General features: G+C 39.7%; 11 protein-coding genes and 1 tRNA gene. 4 read left to right on the forward strand and 8 right to left on the reverse strand.

Going from position 1 to position 14,293, the window contains the following annotated elements:
- Positions 1–361: 361 nt before the first annotated feature.
- From ACFFIP_RS06015 to ACFFIP_RS06040, 6 genes are all read right to left on the reverse strand, one after another.
- Positions 362–1,381 carry a PorP/SprF family type IX secretion system membrane protein gene (locus tag ACFFIP_RS06015; RefSeq protein ID WP_382386677.1) on the reverse strand — a complete coding sequence of 340 codons (1,020 nt, stop codon included), beginning with the start codon at positions 1,379–1,381 and terminating at the stop codon, positions 362–364.
- Positions 1,378–3,678, reverse strand: coding sequence for a PKD domain-containing protein (locus tag ACFFIP_RS06020; RefSeq protein ID WP_382386678.1), 2,301 nt, complete (start codon positions 3,676–3,678; stop codon positions 1,378–1,380). The genes ACFFIP_RS06015 and ACFFIP_RS06020 overlap by 4 nt, the downstream gene beginning before the upstream one ends.
- A 154-nt stretch (positions 3,679–3,832) precedes the next feature.
- Positions 3,833–5,104: an adenylosuccinate synthase gene (locus tag ACFFIP_RS06025; RefSeq protein ID WP_382386679.1), complete on the reverse strand. Its 1,272-nt coding sequence runs from the start codon at positions 5,102–5,104 to the stop codon at positions 3,833–3,835.
- A 306-nt stretch (positions 5,105–5,410) separates the two neighbouring features.
- The gene (locus tag ACFFIP_RS06030) at positions 5,411–5,755 is read right to left on the reverse strand and encodes an STAS domain-containing protein (RefSeq protein WP_382386680.1); all 345 of its coding nucleotides are present in this window, start codon (positions 5,753–5,755) and stop codon (positions 5,411–5,413) included.
- Positions 5,752–6,219 (reverse strand): Fur family transcriptional regulator, encoded by a 468-nt coding sequence (locus tag ACFFIP_RS06035; protein WP_382386681.1) that lies wholly within the window; start codon positions 6,217–6,219, stop codon positions 5,752–5,754. Before ACFFIP_RS06035 ends, ACFFIP_RS06030 begins: the two co-directional genes overlap by 4 nt.
- A gap of 132 nt (positions 6,220–6,351) precedes the next feature.
- A complete protein-coding gene (locus tag ACFFIP_RS06040) occupies positions 6,352–8,574 on the reverse strand; it encodes a RelA/SpoT family protein (protein WP_382386682.1) in 2,223 nt (740 codons plus the stop codon).
- Between the two features lie 133 nt (positions 8,575–8,707).
- Here ACFFIP_RS06040 and ACFFIP_RS06045 point away from each other — a divergent pair.
- From ACFFIP_RS06045 to clpX, 4 genes are all read left to right on the forward strand, one after another.
- Positions 8,708–8,789 (forward strand) — tRNA-Leu (locus tag ACFFIP_RS06045).
- A 109-nt stretch (positions 8,790–8,898) separates the two neighbouring features.
- On the forward strand, positions 8,899–10,227 hold the full coding sequence (tig, locus tag ACFFIP_RS06050) for a trigger factor (RefSeq protein ID WP_382386683.1): 1,329 nt from the start codon (positions 8,899–8,901) through the stop codon (positions 10,225–10,227).
- A gap of 79 nt (positions 10,228–10,306) precedes the next feature.
- On the forward strand, positions 10,307–10,981 hold the full coding sequence (locus ACFFIP_RS06055) for a ClpP family protease (RefSeq protein WP_382386684.1): 675 nt from the start codon (positions 10,307–10,309) through the stop codon (positions 10,979–10,981).
- Positions 10,981–12,207, forward strand: a complete 1,227-nt coding sequence (gene clpX / locus ACFFIP_RS06060) for an ATP-dependent Clp protease ATP-binding subunit ClpX (protein WP_382386685.1) — start codon at positions 10,981–10,983, stop codon at positions 12,205–12,207. Before ACFFIP_RS06055 ends, clpX begins: the two co-directional genes overlap by 1 nt.
- A gap of 51 nt (positions 12,208–12,258) precedes the next feature.
- Here the strand turns inward: clpX and lpxB are convergent, their stop codons facing one another.
- Both lpxB and ACFFIP_RS06070 read right to left on the reverse strand, forming a co-directional pair.
- The gene (gene lpxB / locus ACFFIP_RS06065) at positions 12,259–13,365 is read right to left on the reverse strand and encodes a lipid-A-disaccharide synthase (protein ID WP_382386686.1); all 1,107 of its coding nucleotides are present in this window, start codon (positions 13,363–13,365) and stop codon (positions 12,259–12,261) included.
- Between the two features lie 223 nt (positions 13,366–13,588).
- Positions 13,589–14,008: a 6-pyruvoyl trahydropterin synthase family protein gene (locus ACFFIP_RS06070; protein WP_382386687.1), complete on the reverse strand. Its 420-nt coding sequence runs from the start codon at positions 14,006–14,008 to the stop codon at positions 13,589–13,591.
- Positions 14,009–14,293: the final 285 nt, after the last annotated feature.

Consider the following 14,293-nt stretch of genomic DNA (forward strand, 5'->3'; position numbering starts at 1 on the left):
CAATGGTTTCTTGTCGTTTCGTATCCATCACTTCAAAGAACTTTTACCATCTCTCCAGACAGTATCGCTGACCATAAGGCCATCATCTTTTTTTCCCGTTCCTTCCGAACAGGAGTGCAAAGGTAAATCAAAATTTTATTTTTGCAAAACCTTATTTATAAATTTTTATTTTATTTTTAAGGTATTTCAAAATTGAAAACCGAACATCTTTTGGGTGATTTTGATCAGCATCCCGTCGTTTGGGAATGCAAAGGTGCAACTCTTTTTTTCAATTACAAAAGCTGTCCTGAAAAAAAATCAACTTAATCAGAAACCCACCTGATTATCAGTCAAAAAAAATCAAAAACTCATTTTGAAAACATCAATACTTGAATGTCGGCAATCTTTTGACCTTCCCTTTGTCTAAAAGCTGGTCAACAAAAGAATACCGAAAAGAGATCTCATGCGCCCCACCAGAATTACGCCATCCCAAATTGGAAAGTGTGAAATCGTAACTGTACCCCACATCAATCCCATTCTGCAAAGAAAACCCAAGCATAGTAATAAGCGCTTCATTATTGGGCAAACCAATTCTGGTTGGCATCCCACGATACCATAAGCCAAGAATCAAAGGTTCGAAATACAACTCTGACCCAAAATCCAACTGATCATACAACCCTTGCCTTTTGTAATTAAATGCGAAAGACAAAGTCCTTTCCTGCCGTGTATTATTAAAAAAATCATTGATGAACCCAGGCTCTAAATCAAATTTAACACCCCCATGCACAGCATATTTGATGGATAAAGGATCATTCTCCATTTCCAAATATGAAATATTGGGCTGAGTGAGATGATGTAGGGACGTTCCAAACCAAACTTTATTGTTATAGAACAGCATGCCTGAATGCAAATCCCCAAAACTTCTCTGCCTATCATCCGGCAGTCCTGGCCCTGTTCCGGGCAAAACCACCCCCCTATCAATATCCAACTGCGCGCTTAACACCACTTCATCAAATGCCGCCGACCGTGTCACATAACTTCCCTGTACCCCTAAATGAAGAAAACTGCTTTCCCCTAATTGAACCCGATAAGAATAGGCCAAAGCAATCTCATAATTGGATAGGTTTGTCAAGCTTTGCTTGTTACCATTAACCATCAGTCCAATACCTGAATTTTTATCACTCACATAGTGATCCACATAGGCAGAATAAGCAATAAAGGTCTGATCCAATGAAGGCCATTGGTTTCGGAAATTCAGACCTACCCTTGTCAGTTCTGAACTGCCCGCAAAAGCAGGGTTCAAATACAAGGGGGCCGCATAAAATTGTGAAAATTGAATATCCTGTCCAAATACAAACTTAGATGAGCACAAAAAGAGTATTATGATAGTCCACTTTCTCATCGTATCAAGGCAAAAGTTCCACTTTCTTGAATGGTTTCACCATCAATAGATACCATTTTGACTCTATACACATAATTGCCAACAGGTGCCAATTCCCCATCTATCCTACCATCCCAGCCGTCGGTATCCAGTCTATCGGTCCGAAAAACCATGTTTCCCCATTGATTAAATAGCAACATCTCCATTTGGACAATACCTTTGGTTTTGGGCCTAAAAAAATTATTTTCATTCATCGTCGGCGTAAATCCAGTAGGAAACATTACTCTATAAGATAAAGTGAGCGGCACCTCCATTTCAAAAGATTCCTCACACCCCAGCTCATTGGTTACAGTCAAATTCACTTGAAAATTCCCTTTCTTTCCAAAAACATGTACCGGAGAAGACAAGGTGCTCGTATTACCATCTCCAAAATCCCAAAGCCAAGACACCGCTCCTCCTGTTGACAAATCATTGAATCTAATTGGATCATCAATAAATATCCCTCCTTCTTCTTCTGTTTTAATTCCTGTACCATCGGCTTCATAATCAAAAAGAGGATTGAGCGGCACATCCACAATCTTCACTTCAAAAGCTTTTGGCTCAGACCAACATGCCAAATCTTCATGTTTAATCCTTAGAAAGTATTCTCCTGAAACATTCACCGTAGACATTTCTTCATTTTCAAGAAGAATCCCCATTGGCGTCTCCAATTGATAATCAAAAAGTATCAAATCATAATCGGTAATAAAATCCTGAATATCCAGTTCCATTCCCATTGTACATCCTACGACAGGGTTTTCAATTTCAAGAAGTGGAAAAGGGGGATTGATCAATTCAAAAATATCAGATTGGGTTGGGCAGCTTTTGGAATTGAAAGCAAGTGCCCGGTAACTACCAGGCAGAGTAGCCAGTATTTGGGAAGAATCGGAATCAGGAATCAAAACATCATTTCTATACCATTCGAATCTGACATATTCTTCCTCTCCTACGGCTTTTAGAATCAATGGATCACCTGCACAGTTTCTGACTTCATCTATATTTTCTTCTCTCCCTTCAGCTACAATACTGACCGGCTCTGGAGATTCCTGTATTAATAGCTTAATATAATTTCCTGCTGAAGTCTTACCATAATTATCTGTGATGGTATAATAAACCTGAACTTCTTCTTCAGTGAAACCAGGGTTTGGAAAAAATGTAAATTCCCCTCCGGTATCAGAAGCACGGAACACACCCTGAGGCAAAACCAATACACGATTTTCGGGGCGACATTTTGCCTGAGAACAAATATCCTCCTCTTCTGCCTGAATTTCTTCGAGGGAACCATAAAACTGTAAACACCTTATACTTGAATTCTCATTTGGCAGGCTTACTTCCTCAGCAGTAATTTCATAGGTATTTTCTTGCCCTTCACAGGAAGCTTTATCATCAATATCCACTCCCTTTGGAATTGACAAGCCATCCTCATTGGAAACCTCTACAAGCAGATTCCTGATTTCGTGGATATTGTTTTCCCCACCCGTGGAAGCTGTAAATCCAATTTTAAGGTTCTTGGGAGCTGGAAAATTGTAAGGCCTTTCAAAAATGGTCACCATTCTGGGGTTATTTCGCTCAGTCGAAACAAGCATGCTAACTGTCAAAAAATAACCCTCTCCATTTGGATCAGGTTGCAGATCCAAAAAGACTTTCCGATAACCAGGAAGATTTGGGTCTGTTACCCTGTTGGTGCCCGGACCACCGGAACTGATTGGGAACTGATCGGAAGGTGCTAGACCGTCATTTCCATCTACCATTGTTTTCCGACCAGCTACAAATTCATAACCCACAAGACCACTTCCTGGCCCTCTAATGACAATAGAATTAGGGACTAAAGCCCCACCTATCCCTGGAAATCCCCCATTCTTTCCTTCTAGGGTTGTTCCAAAGTTACCAAATTCATCAAATCCAATCCCTAAATAGGCTCTTGACAAACCAGCTTGATTACCTCTCTGAGCATATCCAAGTGATCCTCCAAAACCTCCTGTATTGAACACGGGTGTTTCGGCGTCAAACAAAAACGCCACTAAACCGTCTGCACCATTTCCACCATAACTGAAATACTCAAATTCAGCTTTGATTCCATAAACTGAGGAAAAAGGAATATCTATATAAATGTATCCATTTTGTTCATTGACAGCATCAGTAAGTCTAAGTGCCCCGTCAACGATCCTGGCGCTGCCGCCAAAAACCGTAGCAGACTGGGTAGCGTTATCCGTGAAATTCTCACAGTATGGAAACCCTATCTGCGCCCTACCTTCTTGAATAAGGAAAAGCCATATCATTAGCGAACCTAAAAAATAACTTGCTTGTGTTTTTAAGAGATCAGGACTATACAATTTTGTGAAAAATCTAAATTAATATTCATGTAAAGACCTGTAAAGTACAGAAACTCTTTAAAAATAAAAAGGCTTCCTGAACTGGAAGCCTTTTTTGACTTTATCTTAATATGGTTTGTTTTCTGTCCGGACCTACCGAAACCATCTTGATAGGTACGCCCAGTTCTTCTTCCAAAAACTTCACATAATCCTTCAGCTCTTTCGGGAATTGATCATACTCGGCAACTTCAGCCAAGGAAGTAAACCAACCTGGCACTGTTTTATAGATAGGCTTAGCCTCATCCGTGTTCAATTCATAAGTCAACCTGTCGACTCTACTGCCATCAGGCAATTCATAATGTGTACAGATTTTGATTTCCTCAAAAATATTCAAGACATCAGCTTTCATCATGAACAATTGGGTCACTCCATTGATCATAATAGAGTACTTCAATGCAGGAAGGTCTATCCAACCGCATCTTCTTGGCCTACCGGTAGTAGAACCGAATTCATTACCTTCTTTCCTCATCGCCTCTCCGTCTTCATCAAACAACTCCGTCGGAAAAGGACCGCTACCGACTCTGGTGCAGTATGCTTTGAAGATCCCGAAGACTTCCCCGATTTTCGAAGGCGCCACACCAAGTCCAGTGCAAGCACCTGCTGCCATGGTCGTACTGGAAGTCACAAAAGGATAGCTTCCAAAATCCACATCCAACAAAGATCCCTGTGCACCTTCAGCAAGTACTTTTTTCCCGGAATTTAAATGGTCATTGACTTCATATTCACTATCCACCAAATTCAAAGTCTTAAAGAATTCTACCGCATCAAAGAATGCCTTTTCCAATTCAGGCAACTGTGCAAGGTCAAATTCATAAAAAGAAAGGATGGTCTTATGTTTCTCTACTAAAGCCTGATATTTTTCCTGAAAATCTTCCGCCAAGATATCACCTACCCTCAATGCAACTCTACCAATTTTGTCCTGATAAGTAGGTCCGATACCTTTTAAGGTAGAACCGATTTTTTTATCTCCTTTAGACTTCTCATAAGCCGCATCCAATAATTTATGGGTAGGGATAATGATTGTTGCTTTCTTGGAAATAAATAAATTCTTTTTAAAGGCTATATTGAATTTATGCAAACCTTCTATTTCTCTTTTCAGCACTACAGGATCCAACACTACGCCATTACCGACGATATTCTGGATGTTCTCTCTAAAAATACCGGAAGGAATCTGATGAAGCACATGCTTGATTCCGTCAAACTCCAACGTATGCCCTGCATTAGGTCCTCCCTGAAATCTGGCCACCACATCATATTGTGGCGCAAGTACGTCAACGACCTTGCCTTTACCTTCATCGCCCCATTGCAGGCCTAATAGAATATCCATTTTCATTATTGTTCAGTTAATTATTCAGCTGATCCTCTTTTTGAAGCGTGAAATTTGGAATAAGGTTAAATAATTGCAAGTAAATGAAGGTATTTATTATAATCGGTTGGAAAACAATGCAGGTTTTACTTTTCCATCGGTTTGTCAATAATCCACTTCCAACCAATAATAATTCAGATAATTTTCATTTTCTGTTCTCTGGACTCAATTAAACAGAAATCTCCTGTTCTTCAAAAACTTTTTCTGAAGAACAGGAGATTAATCATGTTATCAATGCGAAGGATACCGCAATAAAAAATAAAGATTTCTTCATTACCCCATTTTACTTTTTGCCTCTTCTATAGATTCAAATACCGTAAATATATTGTTCAGCTTGGTGATGATCAGCAATTTTTTCACATGCTCGGAAGGTGAAGTCAGGTACACTTCTCCTCCGACATTTCTCATTTTGGTCAACATGGTAATCAAGAGGCCAATCCCGCTGGAACTGATATACCTTACTTCACTGAGGTCTATTACAAAGTTTTTGATTTTATCATTGACTGCATCAGAAACAAATTCCACTAACTGTGGCCCGACTTCATCTCCAATCAGATCTCCTTTTACAAACAAAAAATAAGCTTTTTTTTCTTTCTCTAATCTATAGGTCAGCTTCATACAACAGGTTTATTTTCGCAGTTTTCTTTTTGACAGTTACCATAAAGGATAAGGGAGTGGTGCAGCACCTTGAAATTCAAAATATCTCCAACCGTATTCTGAATATTCTGAATTCTAGGGTCACAAAACTCCAACACCTGATTGCAGTCTACGCAAATCAAATGGTCATGTTGCTTGTATCCATAGGATTTTTCAAACTGTGCCAGGTTTTGTCCAAACTGATGCTTGGTCACCAGGTCACATTCTACCAACAAATCCAAGGTATTGTAAACCGTTGCCCTACTGACCCTATAATTTTTGTTTTTCATGGAAATATAAAGAGACTCCACATCAAAATGCCCGGACCTCCCATAGATCTCCTCAAGAATGGCATATCTTTCAGGGGTCTTGCGCAACTTTTTATTTTCAAGATATGCGGTGAAAATCTTCTTTACCTCTTCAAAAAGGCTTTCATTTAAGGCCATGAACTACTGTTTTTTATTTGCAAATATAAGGGTTCTTATTTAGAAATAGTTCAAATAAGCCCATTATAGTTTTTTGAATTCCAAGTAAATTCTGTATGAAAATCCGAGAATTCAAAAGCTTAAACCAATCTATTAATCAAATCTTGTCACCTTGATCACTCCCTCTACTTTGGAAAGGTTATGTACAAGTTTTTCCAAATGCTGGGTACTATGCACATAAAGTTTGATAGTCCCTTCAAAAATCCCGCTGTCTGAATCCACAGTTATAGAGCGCATGTTCACCTTCAGTTCATTGGAAATTACCTTAGTGACATCATTGATTAGACCTACCCTATCCGTGCCCACAATCCTTAAGCCTGCAAGGAATGCAATCTCCTGCTGACTTGTCCATCTAGCTTTGATCACCCTGTTTCCGTGATTGGATAGCAGTTCCAGCGCATTGGGACAGGAAGTACGGTGAATTTTTATGCCTTCATTGATGGTCACAAAGCCAAATACATCATCTCCGGGTATTGGGTTGCAGCATTTTGCCAGGATATAATCCACCACATCCATATCTTCCCCTATCAACAACTGATCATGGTCTGGGCCCTTAAGATTCTTGATTTCTTTGGTGAAAGAAGATTCGTCTTTGACTTTATCGTTGGTGATTTTTCCTTTTTGTTTCTTTTGTTCTTTGTAATCTTTGAAGCTTTTGATGGAAGTGGGATCGATGATGCCTTTACCCACTTTGTAATAAAACTCATTAGGAGTCTTGGTCTCAAAATAGGCTCTCAATTGCTCCACTACTTCGGAATTGAATTCCATCTTCATCTGCCTCAACTTCCGCTGCACGATCTCCTTGCCATCCATGATGGTAGATTTCTTTTCTTCCCTCAGGGCATCCTTGATTTTGGCCTTAGCCCTTGAAGTGACAACTGAATTCAGCCAGTCTTCTGTCGGTTTTTGCTTATTGGAGGTTAAAATCTCCACCTGATCACCATTCTTCAACTTATGGTTGATGGGCACCAAACGCTGATTGACTTTGGCACCGATACATTTGGCGCCGACTTCGGTATGGATTTCAAATGCAAAATCCAGGGCTGTCGCTCCAAAAGGCAAAACTTTAAGATCTCCTTTTGGGGTAAACACAAACACTTCGTCATGGAAGAGATTTCCTCTGAAATCATCCATAAACTCGATGGCAGATCCATCATTTGACTCCAAGAGGGAACGAACCTGGGTAATCCATTCATCAAGACCGGAGCCACTTCTACTTTGGGCAGCTTCTATTTCTTTATATTTCCAATGGGCGGCATAACCTCTCTCGGCAATATCATCCATCCGGACAGTGCGGATCTGTACTTCCACCCATTGACCGGTATTACTCATCACCGTGGTATGCAGAGATTCATAACCATTGGCACGTGGGGTACTGATCCAATCTCTCAACCTGTCAGGATTGGGTCTGTAAAAATCTGTTACAATGGAATACACCTGCCAGCAATCTGCCTTTTCATCTTCCAGTTCACTCTCAATGATTATCCGAATGGCAAAAAGATCATATACCTCTTCAAAAGGTATATTCTGCTTTTTCATCTTGTTGTAAATAGAATAAACGGATTTTGGCCTTCCTTTGATGGTAAACTTGAAGTTTTGGGCAGTCAACTCTTCCTCAATAGGCAGCAAAAAGCTTTTGATAAATTTATTTCTGGAAAGCCTTGTCTCATTGACTTTGTGCACAATGTAATTGTAGGTCTCAGAATCTGTGTACTTCAAATAAAGGTCTTCCAATTCAGATTTGATGGCATACAAACCAAGCCTATGCGCCAATGGTGCATAGAGGTACATTGTCTCTGAGGCAATTTTCAGCTGCTTATGCCTTGGCATGCTTTCAAGCGTCCGCATATTGTTCAACCTGTCAGCCAACTTGATCAGGATCACCCTAACATCATCAGAAAGTGTGAGCAACATCTTTCTAAAGTTTTCCGCCTGTTGGGATGAACCATATTCAAAAACACCGGAAATTTTTGTCAAGCCGTCAATGATCTGCATCACTTTTGTCCCAAATTCCCTTTCGATATCTTCGAGTTCCAGATCAGTATCTTCAACGACATCATGGAGCAAGGCAGAGACAATACTAGTAGTGCCGAGACCAATTTCTTCCACACAAACCAAAGCAACCTCCAACGGATGATAGATATAAGGCTCTCCCGACTTACGTCGCATTTCTTTATGTGCATCATTGGCAACATTGAAAGCTTTCTTAATAATCTTGGCATCACCTGGTTTCAGCATAGGTTTTGCCGTCCGGAGCAGCTTTCTATACCTCTTGAGGATTTCTTTTCTTTCTTCTTCTAGATCTATTGGAATCATATATACAGGCTTGAGCCATTTCTTAAATCAAAATTAAAAGCTTATTCTGAAATTCTTTGTAAAATTTCTTTGTAATTTTTTTTCAGACCTTTTGCAAGTTTCAAATTCGTTATTACCTTTGTGCCCACAATAAGCGGATGTGGCGAAATTGGTAGACGCACTAGACTTAGGATCTAGCGCCGCGAGGCATGGGGGTTCGAGTCCCTCCATCCGCACGCTTTCCAGCCCTCAATCACGTTTCCGATTTCGATGATGCTTAGGCACTCGGACTTCAGAAAAGAGATTGAGGGTTTTTAATTCATATCAAACCAAAATCATACTACCTTGGAAATCACTTTAGACAAACATTCAGCAAATCAAGCTTCAGTTAAAATTAAACTAAATGAAGCAGATTATCAACCTAAGGTTGATGCGAAACTTAAAGACTATGCCAAAAAAGCTGTAATCAAAGGTTTCAGACCTGGCAAAGCTCCTGTTTCCATGGTGAAAAGAATGTATGGCACTTCTGTATTGGTGGATGAAATCAACAACATCCTTTCTTCTTCACTGAATGATTACCTGAAAAGTCAGACTTTCAGAATTCTGGGAGATCCGCTTCCGGTAATTGAAGATGCGGATAAAATCAACTGGGAAACCCAGAAAGAATTTGATTTCGAATACAAAATCGGTTTTGTTGAAGATGTGAAGGTGGAATTAGGCGATCAGTTGGAAGCAACTTCCTACTCAATCGACATGGATGAGAAAGAGGTTGAGAATACCATCGAAAACCTGAGAAGCCAGTATGGCAAAATGACCAATCCAGAAACCAGTGAAGAAAATGATTTCCTATACGGTGATCTGAAAGCTGAGGATGGTTCTTTTGAAAAAACTTTTTCCTTGCCGCTCTCCAAAGTTGATGGTAGGTCTTTGAAAAAATTCATCGGTTTGAAGAAAGGTGATGTGGTGGAATTGGATCCATCCAAAGCTATTAAGGAAGACTTGGTATCCACAGTAGGTGTTTCTGAAGAAGAGGCTGCAAAACTTTCCGGTAAATTCACCTTCACTGTTCAGAATATCAACAGGACTGAATTAGCTGAATTGAATCAGGAGTTTTTTGACAAATTATTTGGTGAAGGCCAGGTAGATTCAGAAGAAGCGCTGAAAAACAAAGTAAGAGAAATCATGGCTGAAAACTACAACAAAGAGTTGAAAGTGTTCAGCGATGAAAAATTAAAAGATAAACTGATTGCTTCTGCCAATATCGATTTGCCTGAAGTATTCCTGAAAGAATGGTTATTAAGAGCAAATGACGGAAAAGTTACCGCAGAGCAGGTAGAAAAAGAATATCCGATCTATGCCAAGCAACTTTCCTGGACCATCATCTCCAATGAACTTGCAAGTGCGAATGAAATCCAGGCTGAACATGAAGATGTGATTGAGAAAACCAAGGAAATGATCAGAGAGCAATTTGCCTCCTCAGGACTTGGAGCGCAGTTGGAAGCCAGCATGGATATGTTTGTAGACAACTACCTGAAAGGTAACGAAGGGCAGAACTACATGCAGATGTTGACTTCTGTACAAAACGATAAAGTGTTGGCTTTTGTGAAAGAAAAAGCTAATGTAAAAGAAGAAAAAATCACGGTAGATAAATTCCAGGACTTGCTGGCAAACTAATTATCCGATTAAAACGTTATCAAAAAGTCCTTATAAGTAAGGGCTTTTTTTATTTTTGTACCATACTAACAGGAAAATTATGATCAACAGAGACGAATTCAGAAAATACGCCGTAAACGGAAGAGGTATCAGCGGTAATGCATTTGACCAATACAGCACTTTCGTGGAAAACATGACCAGATCGGTAATCGAAGAAAGACCTACCAATTTCCGTGAAATTGACGTTTTCTCCCGACTGATCATGGATAGAATCATTTTTCTGGGCACTCAGGTAGATGATTTTATCGCCAATATCATTACGGCTCAGCTTTTGTTCTTGGAGTCTACTGACCCTAAGAAAGATGTCTTACTATACATCAACAGCCCGGGAGGTTCTGTGACAGCAGGTCTGGGCATTTATGACACCATGCAGTATATCCAACCGGATGTAGCAACCATCTGTACCGGTATCGCGGCTTCCATGGGAGCTGTACTGTTGGCTGGCGGTGCAAAAGATAAAAGATCAGCACTTCAGCATTCCAGGGTGATGATCCATCAACCTTCGGGAGGTATGCAGGGACAGTCTAAGGACATGGAAATTTCCCTAAAATTGATCCTTTCCATGAAAGAGGAACTGTATCAGATCTTGGCTGACCATTCTGGCAAAACATTTGAAGAAATTGAAAGAGATTCTGATAGAGACTATTGGATGAAAGCTCCAGAGGCTAAAGAATATGGCCTTATTGACGAAGTATTGATTAGAAAAAATAAATAATGGCACAAGTAACCTGTTCATTTTGCGGGAGGAACAAAAAAGATGTAGACCTGATGGTATCGGGCATTTCTGCCCATATCTGTAATTTCTGTATAGACCAGGCTTATCAGATTCTCGGGGAAGAAGAAAAAACCAAGAAAACACCCAAGAGTCCGAAGTTCAAACTTAAAAAGCCTAAAGAACTTACAGAATACCTCAACCAATATGTCATCGGTCAATATGATGCGAAGAAGGTTTTGACAGTAGCGGTTTACAACCACTACAAAAGACTCCTTCAAAAAACATCAGAAGAAGATGAAATAAAGATTGAAAAGTCTAACATCATCATGGTAGGTGACACTGGAACAGGTAAAACTTATCTGGCTAAAACTTTGGCCAAAGTCTTGGAGGTACCCTTTTGTATTGCCGATGCAACTGTCCTGACAGAAGCAGGCTATGTGGGAGAAGATGTGGAAAGTATCCTGACCAGATTGCTACAGGCTGCTGATTATAATGTTGAGGCAGCCGAAAGAGGGATTGTATATATCGATGAGATAGACAAAATTGCCAGGAAATCTGACAATCCTTCCATCACCAGAGATGTAAGTGGAGAAGGTGTTCAACAGGCACTTCTGAAATTATTGGAAGGCACTGTAGTCAATGTTCCCCCACAAGGAGGAAGGAAGCATCCTGACCAAAAGATGATTGCTGTGAACACGGAAAACATCCTCTTTATCTGCGGCGGTGCGTTTGATGGTATAGGCAGGCATATCGCCAGAAGACTGAACACCCAGCCTTTGGGATTCAACAAAGTATTTGAAGGCAAGCAGGTTGACCGAAGCAATCTTCTACAATACGTGACAGCACAGGACTTAAAATCTTTTGGTTTAATCCCTGAACTGATTGGTAGGCTTCCGGTAGTCACCCACCTAGATCCTTTGGACAAGGCGGCTTTGAAAAGTATCCTAACTGAACCAAAAAATGCCCTTACCAAACAATACATCAAATTGATGGAAATGGAAGGTGTGAAATTGGTTTTTGATGAAAGCGGCATTGACTACATCGTAGAAAAGGCAGTGGAATATAATCTTGGTGCCAGAGGTTTAAGATCCATTTGTGAAGCAATCATCACTGATGCCATGTATGAGTTACCTTCTGACGACAACACCAAAGAACTGATTATTGATGCCAAATATGCGCATCAACAGTTTGATAAATCCAAGTTTAAAAAACTTCAAGTGGCATAAGACAAAACCAGAATCATAAAAAAACGCTCATGTAAATAACATGAGCGTTTTTTATTGCTTCAAACTTTGCAATATCAAATGCGCAGTGGTCTCGGAAGCGGATTGAGTACCCAATTTCTCCTTTACTTCATCGTAACCATTCAAGATACTGGCTTTATGCTGAATATTTGACAAAATATGATTCAATTCTGATGTCAGTCTTTTCACATTAAAATCCCCCTGAATCAATTCTTTCACCACTTCTCTCTCAGCAATTAAGTTCACCAAAGAAATAAAAGGGACACGGATCAGATTTTTGGCAATCGCATAACTCAGCCCACTGGTTTTATATACCACGACTTGCGGAACCCTAAACAAAGCTGTCTCCAGTGTTGCCGTGCCGGAAGTGACAATAGTGGCAGTAGCATGATGAAGCAGGTCATAAGTTTGATCAAAAACCACTTTGAGCCCTGCCCGAATGGCCGGTTGGTAAAGCTCTTTAGAGAGATTGGAAACCCCCGCAATGATAAATTGGGCATTTGGGAAGCTCTTGACCACCTCGAGCATCACATCCATCATATTGTTCAATTCCTGCTTTCTACTACCGGGTAGAAGGGCAATGATGGGTTGGTAATTGAGTTCATTTTTTTGATGAAAAAATGGATGAGGCTCAAACTTGGCAATTTCGTCCAATAAGGGATTTCCTACATACTGGGCATCTACCCCGAATTTTGCAAAAAAGGCAGTTTCAAAAGGCAAAATTGAATAAACCTTATCTGTGTATTGTTTGATCTTATAGGCCCGTTTTTGATTCCAGGCCCAGACTTTTGGTGGTATATAATAATGGACCTTCAACTGATGTGATTTGGCAAAGGAAGCAATCTTCATATTGAAACCTCCATAATCTACCAATACAACCACATCAGGCTGGTAGTTTAGTATATCCTTTTTAACCAGATTGAGGTATTTCAGAACTTTTCGAAAACCAAATACTACTTCTATAAAGCCCATCAAGGCCACTTCTTCATAATGGGCACAAAGAGAAAGACCTTGCTTCTCTGAGTAATCTCCTCCCATTCCCCGAAAATCAGCTTCAGCATCCAATGATTTGATGGACTTGATCAGATTTGAAGCATGTAGATCTCCACTCCTTTCCCCACTGATGATAAAGTATTTCATAATTGGTTTATTTAGGAATCTTGAGCACCTTATATTCTTTTGACACCATTGATGGTCTCAGGTAAAGTAAATATGTAATAGGATGAAACCTTAAATAGCTAAAGATCCCACAAAAAGGAACATCCCATTTTCAAAAACTTTCTGAATATCAGCTAAAAATAAACAAAAACAACTATTTCAAGCATAAGCTTTTGCCTTTCCTCTTCGAAATTCTTAAAAGCAATCACTCACCATAATATTCCACAAAATTGCGGGGGGTCTCGTATAAAGTAAGTTTGTAAAGACTTCCATGAGGGACAATTTTATTGACTTCAGGCTCCAATATCTTCCAGAATTCCATCACCAAGTTCTCACAGCTCGCCATTTTTCCGAGCATAAAAGGTACGTCCATATTCAGGTTTTTGTGATCAACCTGATCAATCACCAATCTCCTGATCAAATTACTCAGCTGCTTCAAGTCCACAACAAAACCTGTTTCAGGATCAGGAAGTCCTTTTACTGTCACAATCAGCTCAAAATTATGACCATGCCAATTGACATTGGCGCAAGGACCAAAAACTTCTTTATTCTTTTCTTCTGACCAATTTGGATTCCAGAGTTTATGTGCTGCGTTAAAATGCTCTTTTCTACAAACGTGTATCATCGCCCATTCAATTGAGTCGCAAAAATAATGAAAAAGATGAGTAATTGATACTTTTACCGAAAGTTGGGAATAAGTGGAAATGAAAATAAAGTAAATCTATAGCCGGAATTGCACCACTAATCAATTAAAAAGTGGATTATCAGCATACCGATATTTATAGATGGGGCTGTCCGAAAAGGGCAGCCTTTTTTATGCTGCAATTTTTTGATTTTGAAAATCTAAAGTCATGATTGGGGATTTTTGATTAGATTTTTTCCTTGACACGTATAATACTGGTCGACTAAT

This window comes from Fontibacter flavus, assembly GCF_042432905.1.
Taxonomy (GTDB): domain Bacteria; phylum Bacteroidota; class Bacteroidia; order Cytophagales; family Cyclobacteriaceae; genus Fontibacter; species Fontibacter flavus.